Raw genomic sequence first — 21,089 nt, 5'->3', positions numbered from 1 at the left:
TGGTAATCGACCTTACACATTTTTATAAGAGAGCAAGGTAAATAAAACTACTTAAACAACTCTCGATGACACAGTTTTGGTAATCGACCTTACACTTTTTTATATGAGAGCAAAGTTAATGCAACTGCCATAGCAACTTCTGTCCTCTTTATTCCTTTATAGCCAGCGACGAACAGATTTTTGGTATTGCAGGTATGCTAACCCAAACTTCTCTGCCATAAACGTTTCTTCTGGCATAATTTGAAATCGGTTCATATAAAGAATAAATACCGGCAACATAATAAAACTCGCAATATTACCAAGATAAATTCCCCAACCAACTAGCATTAGTAACATACCAACATACATTGGGTTACGGCTAATTTGATAAACACCACTTGTAACAAGACTCGCTGACTTTTCTGGAATTCGAGGATCAACGGTCGTGCCTTGCTTACGAAATTGATAAACCCCTAATAAAGCAAACATCACACCTGAAAATGCTATGAGTAGTGCTACAAAAGATGATGCAAAAAACGAGAAGCTAAAACTCATAAACAAGTCAGCTGTGCCCCACATCATCAACGCAATGATCAACAGCAGCACAACTGGGGGCACTTTTAATTCTAACTGATTCACACCAGCTCCCCTACTTTCAATGCCTTACCTCGACTAATTTGATGACACTGTGCTAAGAATAACTCGGCCGTTGCCATCGCATCAGTGAGGGCATGGTGCGAGCTATAATGCGGTAAGTTGTAGCGCTTACGGCATTCGCTAAGTGTTAAATCATCGTGCCCAATTTCGTGGCCTTGCTGGTGCAAGCGTTTTTTTTCAATAACGAAGGTATCAAGAATTAAACGCGCTTTTGCATCTAAACCAAGTGTTCTGCAGGCCTGTTTTAAAAACCCCCAATCAAGTGCCGCGTTATGAAACACTAAAATGCACTCACCAAAATGCTGATGCAGCTTGCCAAGAATGGTTTCGAGGCTTTCACCTGTATCTATGTCTTGTTTTGCAATACCATGATAAATCGGACTTTGCTCTAAGCTTTGCACGTCTTTATTTATTAAGTGCTGTGCACCGCTGAGTTTAATGCATTGATCTTCTATCATCACCCACGCCACCGAGACAATTTCGTGCTGGCGAGGATCAAGGCCCGTTAATTCCATGTCTATCACTACGTAGCGCTCTTTATAGGCATCGGCTGCCAAGAGTTGCTTGCGCGCTAAATACCGACTTAACCAGCGTTTAACCATACCCTCTCCTATAAACTACCGCGAGCAAACTTAAATGCGGCGGCTTGTTGCGCCTGCTTAACCAAATAAAATGCTTCTTTTAATTGATGTCGCTCCAATGAATTCAACGCATTTGGGTTAATACAGTTGCTAGGCAATCCTTCTTCGTTAATTTGCGTGCCCAAACGCAGTTGAGTTAGAAAGCGCCAACAGTCTTTTAAGTTATATAGGTCATCTTTATTGAGTAGCGAAAACTTCATTAACGCGTCGATACGCTCTTGCGTATTAGCACGCTGAATACCCGCTTTGAGGGAATATAAACGCACTATGTCGTTGATGATCACCACACCACGTTTTTTTAAGTCGAGGTATTTATGCTGCTTTTCGTCTTTCTCTAATTTAAATTGATTAAACAAACCAATGGGCACTGGGGTATTTTTAATGTCGCTCGCCATAGCCGCATAGAATAAGTCATTTTTAGAAATGCGTTTTAGCTGCTCGCAAAAGCGCGCATACAAGGTTGTGGAACCTTCAATAAACCGTAAATCAAAAAATATCTTACAATTGAGCATCGCCTCTGGTGTCGGTGAAGTGATCCACTTATGAAACTTTTCTGTCCAAGCATTAATGCCCATTCGACACGCTGCATTGCTCGCCATAATATTGCCAGGACAACGTTTTATACCGCACTCAATTAAATGCTCACAGACATACTCGCCCATGCGCTTAAAGTAATCATGTTGTTCGTCTGTTAAATCATCAGGTAGCAACAGGCCATTATCTTGGTCTGAATGCAGCGTTTGTTCTTCTCGTGCTTGTGAACCAAAACAAATAAAGCTAAAGCTGGTTGGTGCCGCGCCATTATCTTCTTGAAACAAACGGATCAAACGCGAAGTCAGTGCATCGGTTAAGCCACTTAATAATTTACCAATCAAGGAGATGTCATCAATATTGTTCGAAAAGCCTTTTAACAAGCCAGGTATCTCTTGCGAATAACGCTTTAAATCAACCACGCTGTGCGCTTTGTAAATTCGTCCAATCAATTGTACTGGGTCGCTTTTTTGCTGACGCAGCAAATCAGTACTGGTGAGCATACCTAGGGGTTTGTGATGTTCATCAAGCACAGGTAAATGGTGAATATTGTGCTTAAGCATTAAGTGTAGCGCCGAAAACACGCGGTTATTTTCAAAAATAAACTTGGGCTTACACGTCATGATGCTACTTACTGACTCTTGAGGGTCAACCTCATCAGCCAATACGCGGTTGCGTAAGTCTCTGTCGGTGACAACCCCAACGAGGCGATCATGTTCCGTTAACATAATCGACGAAACACCATGCTGTTTCATTTTTTTAGCGGTTTGACGAATACTTGCATCTGGTGCCAAGGTGACGGCTTTGCGATTCATCAATTCGCAAATTTTTTTCTCCGACCAACTGTCGTTTTGACTTTTATAATGAGACGACAATAAACGGTTTTTATGGGCGCGAACAAAGTACTGCTCAAACACTTTATACTCACGGCGTAAGTAATCAAATGCCGCTTGGTTTAGCATGTACACAATGCCTTCCTTTTGCACTGAAATGCTATTTTGAATTGCTTCGCCGGTTAACAGTGAAGGAAAACCAAAGTAATCGCCACTTGATAACTTAGTGATCACATCGCCTTTTGGGTCGACCAAATCATAATCGCCAGAGCGAATTAAAAATAATCTTAGATTATCTGAACTTAACCACTGATTTTGATTCTCACGGGTCAGATAAATAATATCGAGATGGTTTACAAAATACTCACTAGCAGCACCTTCGAGCTGATTAAATGGCGTTTGTTGCATCACAAATTGGGCGACTTCCTGTTGCTCGGTATTCATGGTCATTCTCGCTATAAAATAGAGACAATATCTACACTACCCCTGTTTGAAATAAATAAAAAGCCCGACTTAAGTCGGGCTTTTGAACTTCAAGAGTGTGTTCTCATTAAATGGTTTTATTAGTGCGCGTGTGCTGCGCTCGAACCTTTAGGGTTACGGATACCTTCAACCATTTCTTGGATTTCAACTGGTGTTTCAGCTGTTAGTTTCAGTACGATACCTGCAACTACAAAGTTAACAATCATACCAACTAGACCGATACCCTCAGGTGAGATACCAAATAACCAGTGTGCCGGTGCATTTAATTCAGGGCTTACGAACTTGAAGTAGATAATATAAGCCGCTGTAAATGTAATACCTGTCACCATACCCGCAATCGCACCTTCTTTATTCATCTTCTTAGAGAAGATACCCATAATGATGGCTGGGAAGAAGCTCGCCGCTGCTAAGCCGAAGGCAAAGGCAACAACCGAGGCCACGAACCCTGGCGGGTTAATACCAAAGTAAGCTGAAATCACAATCGCTATCATCGCTGCTAAGCGCGCAGCAAGTAGCTCTTGTTTATCGCTAATATCTGGTTTTAATGTACGTTTTAATAAATCGTGCGATACCGAGGTTGAGATTACCAATAGTAAGCCTGCTGTAGTTGATAGCGCTGCTGCGATACCACCTGCTGCAACCAATGCTACAACCCATGCTGGTAAGTCTGCAATCTCAGGGTTAGCAAGTACCATGATGTCGCGGTCAACTTTAACTTCGTTTGCGCTGTTTGGATCATCAATCTTACCTGCTGAGTAGAACATTTTGCCGTCACCATTTTTATCGTTAAAGGTGATTAGGCCTGTTCTTTCCCAGTTTTTAACCCATGCTGGTGCTTCAGCGTACTCTGTACCGCTACCGTCTTTACCGTTAATTGTATCAATCATGTTTACACGAGCGAATGACGCTACAGCAGGTGCTGTTGTATAAACGATTGCAATGAAAACAAGTGTCCATGCAGCTGAGATACGTGTGTCTTTAACACGAGGAACAGTGAAGAAACGAACGATTACGTGTGGTAAACCTGCAGTACCAACCATTAGCGCGCCGGTGATTGCGAATACATCAATCATGCTCTTCGAGCCTTCGGTGTATTGCGCAAAGCCAAGCTCGGTACTGAGTCCATCTAGTTTATCGAGTACAAACTGTCCTGAGCCATCGCTAAGGGTTGCCCCAAAACCTGTTTGTGGGAAGAAGTGACCTGTCATCATCATTGAAATGAAGATTGCTGGAACAAGGTAAGCAAATACGAGTACACAGTACTGAGCTACTTGCGTATATGTAATCCCCTTCATACCGCCTAATACCGCGTAGAAGAATACAATCACCATACCAATGTAAACACCGGTCTCAATATCTACTTCTAAGAAGCGAGAGAAAACCACGCCTACACCACGCATTTGACCTGCGATGTATGTGAAACAGATAAAGATAGCACATAAAATTGCAACAACACGTGCAGCTTGTGAGTAATAACGGTCACCAATGAAATCTGGCACCGTGAACTTACCAAACTTACGTAGGTAAGGAGCTAAACAAAGTGCAAGTAGTACATAACCACCTGTCCAACCCATTAGATATACACCACCGTCATAACCCGCAAACGAGATAATACCCGCCATTGAGATAAACGATGCCGCACTCATCCAGTCAGCAGCGGTTGCCATACCATTTGCTAGCGGCGGTACACCGCCCCCTGCAACATAGAATTCATTAGTTGACCCAGCACGAGCCCAGATTGCGATGCCGATATAAAGCGCGAAGCTTAAACCGACGATAATAAACGTGAGTGTTTGAACATCCATTGCTTAGCTCCTATTCGTCTACGCCATATTTTTTATCTAACGTATTCATTTTGAAAACGTAAACAAAAATCAAAGCAACAAAGGTGTAAATAGCGCCTTGCTGGGAGAACCAGAAGCCTAGTTTAAACCCAAAGAAACGTATCTCGTTAAGTACGTCTACTAGTAAAATGCCGAAGCCAAATGACACGACAAACCAAATTGCTAATAATTTAAATAGCAGTGCGAGGTTTTCCGCCCAATAAGCTTTTGCTTGTTCTTCATCTTTAAAAGCCATTTTTTATCCCCTTATGCATTACAAAAAAGTAATGAGTGGTATTAGTTGTCATTAACTAAGTTAGCAAGGGTTCTGATTTATGGAATTGAGACCATAGTCGTAACAGCTAGTTTACGTTTACGTAAACTGCAAAACACCATTTGTTAATGAATGGTAAAAAACAATAATTAACAACAACTTAACCTATAAAGATAAATTTGCGAAATAGCGAAAATAGTAAAAACGAATGATCTGCGACATTAGTCTAATAACAGCGAACAAAACACCACTATCTTTTAAATATCAATAACTTGCTATTTATTAATTTTTATTGCAAAAAATCTAGCCATCGAAATCGCACATAATTCTGGTAAGGTAGTGTTATTACAATAATTACTGAATTTAAACATGACAGCTGCGCTTTTATTTGTTGCACTCGCCTATATTGGCGTGTTGTTTTGGTTGGCAAATTGGGGAGACAAAACCACTCCTCTTGCAAAAAGAATTAGTCACCACCCATTTGTTTATTCTTTTTCATTAGGGATTTACTGTACGTCTTGGACTTACTACGGTTCAGTTGGTACAGCAGCCACCAGCAGTTGGAATTACTTACCTATTTTAATTGGCCCTGCGCTGCTATTTTTCTTTGGCCAAGGGTTTTTACGTAAATTAGTACTGGTCAGTAAAAAGCAGAATATCACCACTATCGCCGACTTTATTTCAGCTCGCTATGGTAAACGGCAAACCACCGCGATTATGGTAACCATTATCGCTTTATTAGCGACGATCCCTTATATCGCTCTGCAATTAAAAGCACTGAGTGGCAGCTTCTTATTATTACAAAACGACGATCGTATTTCGGGGTCTATGCTGGCCCTTTCAGCAACACTTATCATGGCAATGTTTGCGATATTTTTTGGTACGCGTAAAGTCGATGTAACTGAATATCGCTCAGGACTCATGCTGGCTGTCGCTTTTGAATCTATGGTGAAATTACTGGCATTGGTGGCCGTTGCTGGACTTGCTTTATACACATTATTTAATTTAAGTACGGTGCAAACCGAGCAGCTTACGGGCTCTATTTGGCAGCACTGGCATAACTTCGACTTTTTTAGCTTTAACTTTATCGGCCAGTCATTAATGGCCGCAGCGGCGATTATCTGTTTGCCAAGGCAGTTCCACGTAACTGTGGTCGATAACCAAGATAAACGCCATCTTTATACCGCTCGCTGGGCATTCCCCCTGTATTTGTTACTGACTGCTGCAATGATTTTCCCTATTGCAACGGCAGCTATACACCCTGGCATTGGCAGTGGCTTCTCACCAGATAGCTTTGTATTAGCCCTACCACTGATGCACGAAAACGCCTTTTTAACGACCTTTGTATTTATCGGGGGTCTATCTGCGGCTACAGCGATGATTGTTGTAGCCACACTCACGCTCAGCACCATGATCTCAAACGATGTAGTATTGCCGCTAATGCTGCGTCGTAAGTTTAAACGTAATCTCATCACTAGCAGCTATAAGTCGCAAATCCTGTTAGTAAGACGCTTCACAATTGCCGGCATTTTGATTTTGTCGTATTTCTACCAGCAATGGTTTGGTCATGGTAAAGCATTGGCTAGTATGGGTTTAGTGGCCTTTTCTTTGGTATCGCAATTACTTCCTGCCATTGTCGGTGGCCTATATTGGCGAAAAGGCCATGCTTATGGGGTTTATGCCGGATTATTAGCAGGCTTTATTTGCTGGGTTTTATTCTTAATGCTGCCTATTTTAGATGCGGGCAATACCTTAAACGCAGAGCTACAACAAACACTTATTACTCGTGGCACTCTAATCGCCTTGTTTGCCAATATTGGTTGTTACATTAGCTTTTCGCTCGGTGCAGATGAGCGTTTAATTGATAAAATTCAAGCTGCAGCCTTTGTAAACCCAAAAGAGCAAGCCGTATTCGCCAGACGCTTAAATAAAAACGTTAAAGCCACCGTTTACGATTTTAAAGTGCTGCTGCAAACCTTCTTAGGCGTGCAACGCTCGCAACAGGTGCTGGCTCACTTTGCGTTGTCGCATAACTTAGATGACAACAACGCGCATCCTGAACCTGAGTTTATCGCTTATTGTGAACGCGCCTTAACCGGTGTGCTTGGTGCCTCTTCAGCACAAGCGCTGATCCACACGGTTGCCTCTGGTAAACGCATGGCCTTTGAAGAAGTGGTTAACTTTTTTGATGAAACCACGCAAGCCCTGCAATTCAATCAAAACTTACTATTTACATCTCTTGAAAACCTCAGTCATGGTATTTCAGTTGTAGATAAAGAGCTTAATTTAGTGGCGTGGAATAAGCGCTACGCAGAGATGTTTGCCTACCCAGATGACTTTCTTGAAGTAGGCCAACCAATTGAAGATGTGCTTAGGTACAATGCCGAGCGTGGTGAATGTGGTCCCGGTGAAGTTGAGCGCCATGTAGAGAAGCGTGTACAGCATCTTAAAAACGGCACGCCCCATCACTTTATTCGCCACCGCCGTAATGGCCAAGTTTTCGAAATGATTGGTAACCCACTGCCAGATGGCGGCTTTGTAACAAGTTTCTCTGACATTACTGTGCATATCGAAACGCAAAATGCGCTTGAAGAAGTAAACATGGACCTTGAAAACCGTATTGAAGCGCGTACTCAAGAAATCCGTACTATCAATAAAGATTTACAAGCACAAATCGATAGCCGAGTACAAACTGAGCAAGCACTTACTTTAGCTAAAAAAGAGGCAGAACAAGCTAATGACAGTAAAACACGATTTTTAGCCTTAGCTAGCCACGATATTTTACAACCGCTGAATGCGGCGCGTCTGTACCTTGCAGCCATTGATGATAAAACCCTATCGAGCAACAACTTAAATAACTTTGAAAAGCTTGGCGCAAGTTTAGATTCGACAGTCCATTTGATGTCGGCGCTGTTAGAAATTGCCAAGCTTGAGCAAGGGGCAATGACCCCTACTCCACGCCACTTTAGTATTGATGACATACTTGCCCCGCTGAAAAATGAATACGCCATTATGTCGAGCGAAAAAGGCTTAAAACTGACGGTGCGTTCAAAAGGAATTATTGTTCACAGTGATATCACTTACTTACGACGAATTATTCAAAACTTAGTGTCAAATGCGGTTAAATACACCGATAGTGGCCGAGTTTTAATTGCTTGTCGCAAACGCAAACACCATTTACGAATTGAAGTATGGGACACAGGCCCTGGCATTACAGAAGTAGAGCAAGCGAAAATCTTTAATGACTTTTATCGTATTGAAGCCGATGATAACAAAGGGGTGGGTCTTGGCTTAGGAGTTGTAAAACGAATGGCCGACTTACTCTCTTTACGTTTAGATGTAAGCTCAACGCCTGGCAAAGGTAGCCGCTTTAGTATTGAAGTACCTTATGGTGAAAGCCAGTTTATTCAACAAAAAGAGGCGCCTAAAAAAGGTGTTGAGAACCGCAGTGCGATGAATATTATTGCGGTGGATGATGACCCTGAAAACCTTAATGCCATGGCAAGCCTATTGCAAAAATGGCAGGCAAATTATCAACTCTTTGATCAAGTTGAAACCGTGATGGCCTATGCCAAAGAGCACCGAGCGCCCGATGTGATCTTAATGGATTATCAGTTGGGTCATGATTGCGATGGGATAACGCTTATTAAAACCCTAAGAGAAATTTGGCAAAGCCCTGTGCCTGCGATTTTAATCACAGCGGTGCGTGATGAAGCGTTAAAACAACAAACCAAAGCTGAGCAAATTCATTACCTTAGTAAACCCGTTAAGCCCGCAAAACTCAAAGCACTGCTTAATCACAGTGCTTAACAATACCACTTAAGGCAAAGCAGTAGGCTTTGCCTTAAATTTTTGGAACAACCAGCTAAGTGCCACTAACGACAAGCCTAAGCCGATAAACGAAATAGCTCGAAGTAATCCAGTTAAGTTTGCCATATCAATCAAAAACACTTTTAACACCACCAGCGCCAATAAGCCAAGGCCGAGCTTTTGTAATACCGTAATAGCTCTTAACTGCCCCGCCACAACCACCAAGGCACCGATAACAAGCCAAACTAAAGAATAACTGTAAAGCTCGGCATCTGAGGTTGGCAAAGCAATATTTATAAACTCGCCTTGCCAGTTATGGCGAATTTCCGCATTGATATATAAAACACTCATCACACCCGCAAGAGCTGTAAACAGCTTTTGTAAATAGTGCTGAGATTGAGTTAGTCGGCTTGCCCAAATTGCAATACAGGCAGGGACTAACCAAAGTAATAATAGCCAGTTAATAATCGGCCAACTGCCTATATTTATCGGCTCAAAAAACGGATTTACTGCGGTAAAGCTTTTCAGCACTAACAAGCCACTCAATGTTAATAACGCAAAACCTGCTACTTGATAGAGCTTAGCTAATTGCGCAGTAAAGCGTGAACGCAGTAAATAAACACAACCCAAGATGCCCCAGCTACAGGTTAATAAAATATGCTCATACACAGACAAGCTCTCAAAATCAGGGTAGCGCCCCACCAACTGATAGCTCGTCTCTGTGGTAATAAATAAAGCAATACAATGAAGCACCGCACCTTCTAGCCACACCCGAACAGATTGCAGCTGCCAGTGCCTCGCCGCTAAGTAAAATAAGCAAGCGCATACTGGGTACACAACCAAACTCCAATGCACACCGAGCAGCAGCGCATCACTATAATCAGCTGACCAAGGGGCAAAACTTAACCTAACAAGTAAAGCACCAACTAAACCTTTAAGCGGCCAAGTCGGAATGCTGAGTGCATGTTTATTAACATAAAAACTAATCAACAATACTTGCGCAGCAAGCGCTAAGGTTAAGCTACTGCCTTCAAGGAGCATGGTTAATGCCAAACTAATATTGGCATTGCCGCCAAGCCAGTAACTAAATACCCGCATTGGGTTCGTGCTGTTAATTGATAACTTAAATAACCAAGCAGACAGTGCGAGTAATACAAAGCACCAAACCGGGTATGCCGTCGTTAAGGCATGATCGGGCGTGATGACATATAAGCAACTAATAATCACAAAGCCTGAAAGTGAAGCGAGTAAGGTAAAGCCAAAGCGTTTAGGGTATTTACGGCCAAATAAAAACCCATAGCCAGCAAACAAAGCAATAAAAAACAGCCCTGCTCCGTAGTTTTGCCGAAATACAAAAAGTTGCTCAGAATAATCAACAGCATTGTGTTGCCCTATGAGCAAACACACCACACTGACGACAGCTATTATCAGCCAATGATCCCATGCACTGTTTTTTAATACCAAAAACAACAGTAAAGCCACTAACGACAACATACTAAGCTGCCAAGTAAGCAGTTGGTTACTGCTCATGAGTAAAAGATAAAGTGGCACGACAACAGCTATCAACAAAGGGTTGTCGGGTAGTTGTTTAAGTAGCGTTTTGAAGCGATGTGGGCGGTGTTCAATTTGCTTAATACTCAGCCCAAGGCGTGGAATAGCAATTAACAATACGATGCTAAATAGAGCATACAGATTAATAAACCAGTGCAGGTTTTTAGCTGCACTCATCGCAACTAGGTAATACCAGCCTAAATGACCCGCCCATAACAGATACCACAACCAATGCCGTTTTACGTAATGCGCAACTAGCGAAGCTGATACACTGACAAACGCAACATAAGTTAGCAGTGCTATAAAGTCATTGCTCCCGGTATTAACCCAAACCGGCACGCTGTAGGCGCCAATAATGCCAATGACTGCTAGCACTGGACCAAAACGCAGTGCCATCCAGCTTGCTGCTACAGAAACTAAGGTTAAAATGCTAAATGCAGGTAACGCTTGGAGTAAGCCATAATGGCTATAGGCCAGCAAGGTCAATGCAAAACAACTAATAAAACCACCACTTGCCAGCGCTGCGGGAATATAGTTGCTAAACCCATCAAAAATAATACCTTTGCGATGTAAAACCTCAGCCGCGACAATTAAGCTCAAACCAAAAATAGCGCCAAGCGTAAGTCGCATGGTTTCAGATAATAAGCCTGCCTCCAGTGAATAGCGGGCCAAAAAGATACCGCCAAAGGCAAGGGCAACTGCTCCTACCCAAGTTAGCCAATTGGCTTTGATTTGTGTAACGAGTTGGCTGACTAGCGGATTTAAAGTCGCAGGCTTGGGTTTTGTTAGCTCTGGCTTCTTAGTGATTGCCTCAATTGGCTTACTAATGAATACAGGCTCTGGTTCAGATTTTGCAATGTCAGTCAGATCGTCGTTTGAATTATCAAACTGGTTTGCAGTATTTTTTTGTGGATGATGACTATATGTCGCGTTAAGTTTTACTCGAAGAGCTGCCACTTCTCGCTTTAAACTAGAGAGTTGAAAAAAGGCAAAAATACCCGCAATTGAGCCACCTATAACAACTAGTGCAAGTAATACTAGTAACGCAATACCGCCATCCATACCCTCTCCTTGTGTACGCTTTAAACAAAAAAGCAAAAAGCCTTAATTGTTTATACAATAAACACTTAGCAAGAGTAAAGAAACAACGATATTGCGTTTTAGCCGGTTAAGACTGTTCAGTCACCGTGCGCTCTAAGGTCATTTTGTAACCTGAATCAGTGGTTTCATCGTGTTCAATCACCAAGATATAGTTACCTTCTTCAGTAAAATCCATATCGCTTTGTTGTAAAAGCACAATCTGTTGGCCGTTATCTTCAAACACCACATAGGTTGTATAAACTTCATTATCAACCACCTGCTCTTGTTGGTCGTATTGATCTAACCCTTCAACAACATTGCTAGTATCTTCAACCGTTTCACCATTGAGGGTGAAGTACACATCAACCTCGTCAATTTCTTGCCCTGCATAGCTATCAATTAAGTTAACCACAGTAACTGCATGGCTGTAGCTGCTTGGAGTTAGGTTTTCTTCAATGGTCATCATACGAGGGCCGTAATCTTTGTCATTGTAGAAAAGACCAACCGCACTTTGCTCACGTTCTAATGTCATTAAGAAGTTATCTACAATCGTGTCACCCGCTTCATCTAACATGGCGACGCTGTAACTATTTGGCGACATGCTCATGTATTCAGAGTAACTATCGTTGCTAACAACTTCGGTGTTAGTAGCCGTTGTGCCTCGGGTTACTTTAAACTGGGTTTGCGTGTACTCATCGATAGTATTGATAAAACGCAGCTGACCTTGCGCGTCTTGGTGGTTCAGTTGTGTTACAGAGCTACTAGCCGTTACGACATCAAGCGTAATACCATCTTCTTCTGTTGCATAACTTGGACGGATCATCGCCATGTACGTTGCTTCATCATTAAAGTACACGGTTGGTGATTCAAAAATCACATCTGTGCTACCGCTAGCGGTAATATAAATAGTGTAATAACCTTCCTCAAGCGTCGCTAATTCTGGTTCAACGAGGTATTGCGAAGTCATTAATAACTCAGCGGTATCAAATAAACCGTCGTCGGTAGCAACGTATACATCGTAAAGGTTATCTTCACCAACGATATTAAAAAAGCCAACATTGAATTCATCTTCATCGCTTGACGTCGGCACACTGAGCTCTGTAAACGTTGGTTCCGCAAAATCGCCATTCATTACTAGCAGCTGAGTTTGATCATTTTTAATTTTGATGGTTTCTTCATCGATAGTGATATAGCTATCGTTGGCATCAACATATTCAAAACTTAAATCATACTCCCCCGAACTGTAGTTATGACGAGTTGATACATCACCAAAATCTGCGCCCGAACGTTCAGTGTCATCAACAAATAAACGCGTGTATGGGCTGTTGTAAGAGCCATTGTACAGTTGCACATAGCCACTGTTGCTACTGCTGCTGTCGTCGCTTGAACAGGCAGCCAGTACCGAAAGCAAACTTGAGGCAACAATTGTTTTAAGCAGAGTGCTTTTCATGGAATTTTTTCCTTATTGTTTGTAATACCCCATTCTGACTCGAATAGTGCGAAAAAATTCTATGTTTTACAAACTATTACCTTCACTTACAGTTGCTTACGATAAAGTTAAAAAGTGTAGAAAATGATGTAGAAAAGCACTCAATTAATCATAATTATGGACAGAAAATCACATTTATAGTGAAAGCAGTTTACTTTTACACGAAAAGTAAATAATGATTACATTTTAGGCGCTTATACAATCAAATCAGATAAATTATTAGATAGTTAAATTTGCGCTATGCAGCACAAAAAAATTAGCAAATAATGGTGTTCACACAAACGGGATTAGAATGAGGACTATGAACACGATTTTAACCACACAATGCGATGATGATGTTGGTCTAATTGCCAAGATCACCGGCCTTTGTCATCAGCATAATTTAAATATCACACGTAATAACGAATTTGTAGATAAAGACGCTAAACGCTTTTTTATGCGTACAGAGTTAAGCGGCGTTATATCAGAGGACTTTTTACCAAGCCTTGCTGAGCTACTTCCTGATGGCGCAGAGCTTGCCCTGCACAGCAGCGAAAAAACGAAAGTGGTATTACTTGCTACCAAAGAAGCGCACTGTTTAGGTGGGGTATTACTTAAGCAATTCGAAAAAGCCTTAAACATCGAAGTATTAGCTGTAATTGCTAACTACGCCGACTTAGCGCCACTGGCTGCAGGCTTTGATGTGCCATTTCATGTGGTATCGCACGAAGGCTTAAGCCGTGCGGAGCATGATCAACAAGTCGGTGATTTAATTGCCAGTTATCAGCCTGATATCATCGGCCTTGCTAAATATATGCGTATTTTAAGCCCTGAATTTGTGGCGCGCTTTGAAGGTAAGATTATTAATATTCACCATTCATTTTTGCCTGCCTTTATTGGTGCAAAGCCTTACCATCAGGCATTTGAGCGCGGTGTAAAGATTATTGGCGCGACCGCTCACTTTGTTAATAATGAGCTTGATGAAGGGCCGATTATTTTACAAGATGTGACGCATGTCAGTCATGCGGATACCGCAGAGATGATGGCAAAAATGGGTAAAGATGTAGAGAAAACAGTGTTCTGCAAAGCGTTGCAACTCGCATCTGAACATAAACTGTTTATCAATGGAAATCGAACCGTGGTGTTCGCTTAAGCAATAAAATGAAGAGGCTGAATGGCCTCTTTATTATTTTTATTATCTTTTGTTATGCCGACTCAATAGGCTCTAATTGTAACTTAGAGGCAATTAATACCGCTTGAGTACGGTTATACACACCTAGCTTTCTAAAAATTGCTGTAATGTGAGCTTTAACGGTTGCTTCAGAAATATGTAATTCGTAAGCAATCTGTTTGTTTAACAAGCCTTCGTGCAAGTATTGCAACACCTTGTATTGCTGCGGTGTCAGTGAAGCCACTTGCGCTGCAATTTCTTTGTCTTCGCCATCTACGGCAGCCACTTTATCTTTAAGTTCAAGTGGAAGCCAAACATCGCCTTCAAGTATGTGGTTGATTGCCAGCGCAATATCATCTGATGAAGATGATTTAGGAATAAATCCCATCGCACCATAACCCATTACTTTAGAAACTACATTGATGTCTTCGCTGCCAGAAACAACAGCTATTGGTAAGCTTGGATAGTCTTCGCGAATGCGAATAAGGCCGTATAAATCGCCATTGCCTGGCATGTGAAGGTCTAGTAGTAAGATATCAAGATCTTCTTGCTCGCTCAGCACCTGCAAAGTGGTATCAAAGTTTTCCGATTCAAACACTTCTAAATCAGCGAACTTAGCACTCAATGCCCCTTTCAGTGCTTCACGAAATAACGGATGATCGTCCGCTATTAAAAACTGACTCATGGTTCACTCCTAATAAATTCGGCTGACACCTATTTCTAAGTGACAGCCGATATACTACGTTTAGAATCAACTTCTAATCAAGTTTTTAACGCGATTTTAACGATTTAATCGGTTTTCGATTAGCTCATCAACAACGCTTGGATCGGCTAGTGTAGAGGTATCACCAAGCTGTTGGTGCTCATTTGCCGCAATTTTACGTAAAATTCGACGCATGATCTTACCAGAACGAGTTTTCGGTAAACCTGGAGACCATTGGATCATATCTGGTGATGCAATTGGGCTTAACTCTTTACGAACCCAGTTACGGACCTCTTTGGTTAGTTCATCGCTTACTACAACACCCTCATTTGGAGTGATGTAAACATAGATGCCCTGACCTTTAATATCATGCGGGTAACCCACTACAGCCGCTTCTGCTACTGCTTCGTGAGCAACCAATGCACTTTCGATTTCGGCAGTACCTAGGCGGTGACCTGATACATTTAGTACGTCATCTACACGGCCTGTGATCCAGTAGTAGCCATCTTCATCACGGCGACAACCATCACCTGTGAAGTACACACCTGGGTATGCTGAGAAATAGGTTTGTTCAAAACGCTCATGGTCGCCATACACTGTACGAGCTTGTGATGGCCAGCTATCTAGAATAACAAGGTTACCGTCAACCGCGCCTTCGAGTGTATTACCTTCAGCATCAAATAAGGCTGGTGCAATACCAAAGAATGGACGAGTTGCCGAACCTGGTTTCATATCTGTCGCACCTGGTAATGGTGTGATCATGATGCCACCAGTTTCTGTTTGCCACCACGTATCTACGATTGGACAGTTTTCATTACCGATGTGCTCGTAATACCATGCCCACGCTTCAGGGTTAATCGGCTCACCTACAGAACCCATGATACGTAAACTATTTCGTGTTGAAGTCGCTGTTGGCTCATCGCCTTTCGCCATTAATGCACGAATAGCTGTTGGTGCTGTATAAAGGATAGTCACGTTATGTTTATCAATCACTTCACCCATACGGCCCGCCGTTGGGTAAGTTGGCACACCTTCAAAAACCACTTGCGTGCAGCCATTCACTAATGGACCGTAAGCAATGTAGCTGTGACCTGTGATCCAGCCCACATCGGCACTACACCAGAAAATATCGTCTTCTTTAAGATCAAACACATATTCATGTGTCATCGATGCATAAACGAGGTAACCACCAGTAGTATGAACCACCCCTTTTGGTTGACCCGTTGAGCCTGAAGTGTAAAGAATGAAAAGCGGATCTTCTGCATTCATTGGCTCTGGCTCACACTCAGCTGGTAAGTCAGCTACAAGCTCATGCCACCAAATATCATGGCTATTCCATTCAATTTCACCACCTGTTAGTTGATGAACAATAACGTGCTCAACGGTGGTTACTGAGTCTTGTGATACCGCTTCATCAACATTTGCTTTCAGTGGTACGCAGTTACCAGCACGACGACCTTCGTCTGATGTAATCACCACTTTAGCGCCAGAGTCATTAATTCGGTCAGCAATCGCTGATGGAGAGAAACCACCAAATACCACAGAGTGAATCGCACCAATACGCGCACACGCTTGCATAGCGTAAATAGCTTGCGGTGTCATAGGCATATAAATAGCAACGCGATCACCTTTTGATACGCCTAACTTTTTAAGGCCATTGGCTAATTTTGCGACTTCGTCGTGAAGCTGTTGGTAGCTGATATTTTCGCTGTGTTCAGGGTTATCGCCTTCCCAAATGAGGGCTGTTTTATCGGCTTTAGTGGCAAGGTGGCGGTCAATACAGTTATAAGATGCGTTAAGTTGGCCGTCTTCATACCAGCGAATGCTGATGTGGCCTTTGTCGAATGAGGTGTTCTTTACTTTATTATAAGGAGTTGACCAATCAAGGCGTTTACCGTGCTCTCGCCAAAATCCTTCAGGGTCATCAATAGATTGCTTATACAGTGTATTATATTTATCGTTATCAACTAATGCTGCATTCTTGATATGCGCTGGTACTGGATAGATACTTTCTGACATTGTTGTCGTCTCCATTTTAATTACTTGCCTACGGCCTGCTTCAAGGATCACTCAGCAAAGCCCCTGAAAGTATTAGACCTTAGTTGTATATCTTGTCATTTCACAAAAAACTTCTAAATCGCCTTCTATAATCTAGTCCAATGTACGCCGGTAAGCGATTTTGAACCACTTACCACCTTAGTCTAATAGACCAATAGATAATTGAGAGAAGTCATTTCTTAAACAACAGTGATACAACAACATTAATGCAATCAACAAGTAGCTTCGACAGGAATACACATTATGACAACAACAAAAGTAACCGCATTAAAAACACTGACAGCTTCAGCTGTTTTATGTGCACTTGCAGGTACCGCTAACGCTGCAACCATTGGCAACACAGACGTTTCTTATGGTGGCTATGTAAAACTTGATGCCATGTGGAGTGATTACTCTGCTGGCGTACCAGCTGGTGGTAGCATTGGCCGTGACTTCTATGTCCCTGGTACAACACCGGTAGGCGCAGACAGTGACAGCGATGCAGTATTCGACATGCATGCACGCCAATCTCGCTTTAGCCTTGGCACAGCAACTAAGCTAGATGATGGCAAAACGATTAATACCAAAATCGAAATCGACTTTATTGCTTCAGCACCAGGCGGTAACGAACGTGTCAGTAACTCTTACGCACCACGTATTCGCCAAGCATTTGTAACTTATGATGGTTGGCTATTTGGTCAAGCATGGTCAAACTTCCAAAACGTTGGTGCATTGCCAGAAACACTTGATTTCGTTGGTCCTGCTGAAGGTACTGTGTTCGTGCGTCAAGCACAGGCACGCTACACTACAGGTAACTGGTCATTCTCTTTAGAAAACCCTGAGAGCACTGTTACAGTAGGCGGTGCACGTGTTGCCACTGATGATGCATCAATGCCTGACTTTACAGCACGTTATGCGCACAAAGCTGATTGGGGTGAATTAGTATTTACCGGTCTTGCTCGTCAATTAACTTACAAACAAAATGGCATTGATGCAGATACATCATCGTTCGGTATCAGTGCATCTGGTAAAGTTAATTTTGGTCAAAACAACTTAAAATTCATGCTAACCCAAGGCTCAGGTCTAGGCCGTTACATTGGTTTAAACGTAGCAAATGGTGCTGTGCTTGACGGTGATGATTTAGACGCGATTGATTCAACATCGGGTTTCATTGCTTATCAACAAAACTGGAACAGCCAATGGCGTTCAACTTTCCTTTATTCATTCTTCTCAGCTGATAACAACACAGACTTACTTGCTGTATCTGGCGACCCAACTAAAACGAGCCAAAGCTACAGTGCGAACCTTTTATACTCACCTGTTAAAAAGCTAACCTTTGGTGTTGAATTTAAACATGCGGAGCGTGAGCTTGAAAGTGGTACTGATGGCGATATGGATCGTCTGCAGTTCTCTGCAAAATACGTATTTTAAGATTTAAGCTTATTTTACTTCCTGAAGCGGCTTCGGCCGCTTTTTTTATTTCTGCTTTTTATTTACAGTGATCCCCTTTTAGCTTTTTGCAAACCATAATTCACTAAAACAGAAAAGTCTAATTGCAAATTATTTTCATTTAGATTAAATTACGCATTAATTTCACTATTCATTGAACTAATTGGAACTTTGCATGTCATCAACAACATTTTTGCGCTTATCTCAATTAAGCCTAGTGACCTCAGCACTTTTAAGTGGCCACGCTTTTGCAGAACAACAAAAAGAAGAACAAGCAATTGAAAAAATTGCCGTGTATGGCCAGCATCATAAAAACTACATCACAGAAGAAGCACAATCAGCGACCAAATTAGGGCTAACCATTAAAGAAACACCACAGTCAATCTCTGTTGTTTCACGTGCATTAATGGATGACTTTTCACTCGATAACCTTAATGCTGTGTTAGAAAGCACACCGGGTGTGACGGTTGAGCAAATCGAAACTGACCGTACTTATTTTAAAGCTCGCGGGTTTGAGATCACCAACTTCCAAGTTAATGGCATGGGCATGCCACAAGATAACGGTTCAATCCAAGGTACTCTTGATACGTCTATTTTTGATAGTGTTGAAATTGTACGTGGTGCCAATGGGTTAATGACAGGTGCGGGTAATCCATCAGCAACCGTGAATATGGTTCTAAAACGCCCTACTTACCAAACACAAGTTAATGCGTCTGTATCGTATGGCTCTTGGGACAACAAGCGTTTAGAGCTTGACGCTTCAACTGCTATCAACGAAAACCACGCTGTACGTGCTGTATTCACCAAGCACAAAACCGAGTCATACCTTGACCGTTACGAGCAAGATAAAACAATTTATTACCTAGCCTACGAAGGTCAGCTAACTGACAGCACAGTAGTCACTGCAAACTACGTAAATCAAAAGAAAGATGCTGACAGCCCACTTTGGGGTGCCTTACCGCTTTATTACAGCGATGGTTCAGCAACAAACTTTGATGCTTCAACCAGCACTGCGTCTGATTGGTCTTATTGGAATAATACAACTGAGCAGTTGTTCTTATCAATTGAGCAAGCAATTACCAATACTTGGTTCTTAAAAGCCAGCTACGCACACCTAGAAAATGAGCAAGACTCAGAGCTTTTCTATGTTTATGGTACACCTGATAGAGAAACAGGTCTTGGCTTAACGGGTTATGCGAGTGAATATGACCACAAAGATAAGCACGATATTTTAGATATTTACGCAACGGGTAAATTTGATTTATTTGGTATGGAACATGATCTGTCGTTTGGTGTAAACCAAGCAGATATGGATAACAAAGATAAATCATTGTATGACTACACTACAGGCAATGGTTTCCCTGCAATGCCAGAGCTAGGTGGTTGGGATGGTGTTGCGCCAGTGCCAACACTTACCGATGGTTTAACAGGTGCTGATATCACCAGCCGTCAACGCTCAGCGTATATTTCAACACGTATCCGTGCAACTGACTCATTCAGTGTTTTAGCGGGTGTGAGCCAAGTAAATTGGGAAACTGAAGGGGCCTCTTACGGCGTAGCAAAAGACAAAGACACTGACCAAACCGTGCCTTACTTCGGTGCTGTGTATGATATCAACGAAAGCTTATCAACTTACGCAAGCTATACAGAAACCTTTGTTCCACAAACAGAGCGTGACATCAATGGCGATTACTTAGACCCAATCACAGGTAAAAGCAGTGAAATTGGTGTAAAAGCGCAGTTACTTGATGACAATTTATTTGTCACTGTTGCTTATTTTGACGCTAAACAAGTAGGCCTTGCGATTGCCATTCCTGATTCATTACCTGATGACACTCGTTACTATGGCGCAGATGGCATTAACAGCGACGGTATTGAAGTAGAGCTTAGTGGTCAAATCAACGAAACGCTAAGTGCGAGCTTTAGCTACAGCAACCTAAACATTGATGGTGATGAATTAGTAAAAGACTACACGCCTGAAAACCAGTTCAAACTTGCTGTCACTCATAAAGTGCCTGAGATTGATGGTTTAACCTTTGGCTTAAACTATCGTTGGCAAGACGATACAAAACGCGTACAAGTGCGTGATGCGGCAACAAATGCTGCACTTATCACTACTACGCAAGATGCTTACGGCCTATTAAACCTAATGGCAACCTACGATATTAATGACAATATGAGCGTTAACTTGAACGTTAATAACGTGACCAACGAAAAATACATCCACAGCCTTTTCTGGGCACAAGGTTATTACGGCGCACCACGTAACTACTCAGTGTCTTTCAACTGGCAGCTGTAAGCTTTGAGCTAGAAGCTGAAAGTTTTAAGCTTTAAGTACATGAAAAGCCGCATCATATGCGGCTTTTTCATGAAAGAGTTGCAAGAGTAAAGTTACAGGCACTATCGAGTATTCTGACAGCTTTAATCGACACGAAACCATTGAATACCGCCAACAATGTAGTGATTAAACGCGATATAAAATCGCTGCTACAAACTACTGCCTGATCCTGTAACGGCAGTTTGTCCCGCTTCAAAACGCTTTACTCTTGCTAACTTTACTCTTGCTAACTTTACCCTTTCTAACTTTCCCCTCTCTAAC

General features: G+C 42.1%; 13 protein-coding genes. 4 read left to right on the top strand and 9 right to left on the bottom strand.

Translation table 11 applies throughout. The annotated features are described in order from the left end of the window. Positions 1-156: 156 nt before the first annotated feature. The 5 genes from CWC28_RS20740 to CWC28_RS20720 all read right to left on the bottom strand — a co-directional run bounded on the left by CWC28_RS20740 (position 157) and on the right by CWC28_RS20720 (position 5,203). Positions 157-618 carry a methyltransferase family protein gene (locus CWC28_RS20740; RefSeq protein ID WP_063703257.1) on the bottom strand — a complete coding sequence of 154 codons (462 nt, stop codon included), beginning with the start codon at positions 616-618 and terminating at the stop codon, positions 157-159. Continuing rightward, positions 615-1,238, bottom strand: a complete 624-nt coding sequence (locus tag CWC28_RS20735; protein ID WP_054560884.1) for a 3'-5' exonuclease — start codon at positions 1,236-1,238, stop codon at positions 615-617. The genes CWC28_RS20740 and CWC28_RS20735 overlap by 4 nt, the downstream gene beginning before the upstream one ends. A gap of 8 nt (positions 1,239-1,246) precedes the next feature. Next, positions 1,247-3,085: a DUF294 nucleotidyltransferase-like domain-containing protein gene (locus tag CWC28_RS20730; protein ID WP_063703533.1), complete on the bottom strand. Its 1,839-nt coding sequence runs from the start codon at positions 3,083-3,085 to the stop codon at positions 1,247-1,249. Positions 3,086-3,204: 119 nt separating this feature from the next. Continuing rightward, on the bottom strand, positions 3,205-4,929 hold the full coding sequence (locus CWC28_RS20725) for a sodium:solute symporter family protein (protein ID WP_063703256.1): 1,725 nt from the start codon (positions 4,927-4,929) through the stop codon (positions 3,205-3,207). 10 nt (positions 4,930-4,939) lie between these two features. After that, complete coding sequence (locus CWC28_RS20720) at positions 4,940-5,203, bottom strand: DUF4212 domain-containing protein (RefSeq protein WP_054551160.1); 264 nt, start codon at positions 5,201-5,203, stop codon at positions 4,940-4,942. 387 nt (positions 5,204-5,590) lie between these two features. Here CWC28_RS20720 and CWC28_RS20715 point away from each other — a divergent pair, with 387 nt between their 5' ends. After that, positions 5,591-9,031 carry a PAS domain-containing hybrid sensor histidine kinase/response regulator gene (locus tag CWC28_RS20715; RefSeq protein ID WP_138625705.1) on the top strand — a complete coding sequence of 1,147 codons (3,441 nt, stop codon included), beginning with the start codon at positions 5,591-5,593 and terminating at the stop codon, positions 9,029-9,031. 9 nt (positions 9,032-9,040) lie between these two features. Here the strand turns inward: CWC28_RS20715 and CWC28_RS20710 are convergent, their stop codons facing one another. Together CWC28_RS20710 and CWC28_RS20705 are read right to left on the bottom strand one after the other, a co-directional pair. Beyond that, positions 9,041-11,644 (bottom strand): DUF2339 domain-containing protein, encoded by a 2,604-nt coding sequence (locus CWC28_RS20710; protein ID WP_138625704.1) that lies wholly within the window; start codon positions 11,642-11,644, stop codon positions 9,041-9,043. Positions 11,645-11,750: 106 nt separating this feature from the next. Further along, positions 11,751-13,112, bottom strand: a complete 1,362-nt coding sequence (locus CWC28_RS20705) for a hypothetical protein (RefSeq protein ID WP_105174840.1) — start codon at positions 13,110-13,112, stop codon at positions 11,751-11,753. Between the two features lie 340 nt (positions 13,113-13,452). Here CWC28_RS20705 and purU point away from each other — a divergent pair, with 340 nt between their 5' ends. Further along, positions 13,453-14,283: a formyltetrahydrofolate deformylase gene (purU, locus tag CWC28_RS20700; protein ID WP_105174841.1), complete on the top strand. Its 831-nt coding sequence runs from the start codon at positions 13,453-13,455 to the stop codon at positions 14,281-14,283. A gap of 52 nt (positions 14,284-14,335) precedes the next feature. Here purU and CWC28_RS20695 read toward each other — a convergent pair whose 3' ends face one another. Further along, a complete protein-coding gene (locus CWC28_RS20695) occupies positions 14,336-14,986 on the bottom strand; it encodes a response regulator transcription factor (protein ID WP_054551155.1) in 651 nt (216 codons plus the stop codon). A gap of 96 nt (positions 14,987-15,082) precedes the next feature. After that, a complete protein-coding gene (gene acs / locus CWC28_RS20690; protein WP_063703251.1) occupies positions 15,083-17,023 on the bottom strand; it encodes an acetate--CoA ligase in 1,941 nt (646 codons plus the stop codon). 282 nt (positions 17,024-17,305) lie between these two features. Between acs and CWC28_RS20685 the strand changes: the two genes are divergently transcribed. Both CWC28_RS20685 and CWC28_RS20680 read left to right on the top strand, forming a co-directional pair. Next, entirely contained in the window at positions 17,306-18,472 is a 1,167-nt protein-coding gene (locus CWC28_RS20685; protein ID WP_063703250.1) for a DcaP family trimeric outer membrane transporter, read from the top strand. Positions 18,473-18,665: 193 nt separating this feature from the next. After that, positions 18,666-20,789, top strand: a complete 2,124-nt coding sequence (locus tag CWC28_RS20680) for a TonB-dependent siderophore receptor (protein WP_138625703.1) — start codon at positions 18,666-18,668, stop codon at positions 20,787-20,789. Positions 20,790-21,089 lie beyond the last annotated feature (300 nt).

The sequence above is a fragment of the Pseudoalteromonas sp. S4492 genome (genome assembly GCF_005886115.1).
In the GTDB taxonomy this organism is placed as follows: Bacteria; Pseudomonadota; Gammaproteobacteria; order Enterobacterales; family Alteromonadaceae; genus Pseudoalteromonas; species Pseudoalteromonas gelatinilytica.
The sequence above is the reverse complement of the archived record's forward strand: the minus strand, read 5'-3'. Positions and strand labels throughout refer to the sequence as shown.

What these genes read in the sequence shown, in the direction of transcription:
- CWC28_RS20735 (WP_054560884.1), bottom strand. Translation starts at nt 1,238, where the DNA reads ATGGTTAAACGCTGGTTAAGTCGGTATTTAGCGCGCAAGCAACTCTTG.
- CWC28_RS20730 (WP_063703533.1), bottom strand. Translation starts at nt 3,085, where the DNA reads ATGAATACCGAGCAACAGGAAGTCGCCCAATTTGTGATGCAACAAACG.
- CWC28_RS20725 (WP_063703256.1), bottom strand. Translation starts at nt 4,929, where the DNA reads ATGGATGTTCAAACACTCACGTTTATTATCGTCGGTTTAAGCTTCGCG.
- CWC28_RS20720 (WP_054551160.1), bottom strand. Translation starts at nt 5,203, where the DNA reads ATGGCTTTTAAAGATGAAGAACAAGCAAAAGCTTATTGGGCGGAAAAC.
- CWC28_RS20715 (WP_138625705.1), top strand. Translation starts at nt 5,591, where the DNA reads ATGACAGCTGCGCTTTTATTTGTTGCACTCGCCTATATTGGCGTGTTG.
- CWC28_RS20710 (WP_138625704.1), bottom strand. Translation starts at nt 11,644, where the DNA reads ATGGATGGCGGTATTGCGTTACTAGTATTACTTGCACTAGTTGTTATA.
- CWC28_RS20705 (WP_105174840.1), bottom strand. Translation starts at nt 13,112, where the DNA reads ATGAAAAGCACTCTGCTTAAAACAATTGTTGCCTCAAGTTTGCTTTCG.
- purU (WP_105174841.1), top strand. Translation starts at nt 13,453, where the DNA reads ATGAACACGATTTTAACCACACAATGCGATGATGATGTTGGTCTAATT.
- CWC28_RS20695 (WP_054551155.1), bottom strand. Translation starts at nt 14,986, where the DNA reads ATGAGTCAGTTTTTAATAGCGGACGATCATCCGTTATTTCGTGAAGCA.
- acs (WP_063703251.1), bottom strand. Translation starts at nt 17,023, where the DNA reads ATGTCAGAAAGTATCTATCCAGTACCAGCGCATATCAAGAATGCAGCA.
- CWC28_RS20685 (WP_063703250.1), top strand. Translation starts at nt 17,306, where the DNA reads ATGACAACAACAAAAGTAACCGCATTAAAAACACTGACAGCTTCAGCT.
- CWC28_RS20680 (WP_138625703.1), top strand. Translation starts at nt 18,666, where the DNA reads ATGTCATCAACAACATTTTTGCGCTTATCTCAATTAAGCCTAGTGACC.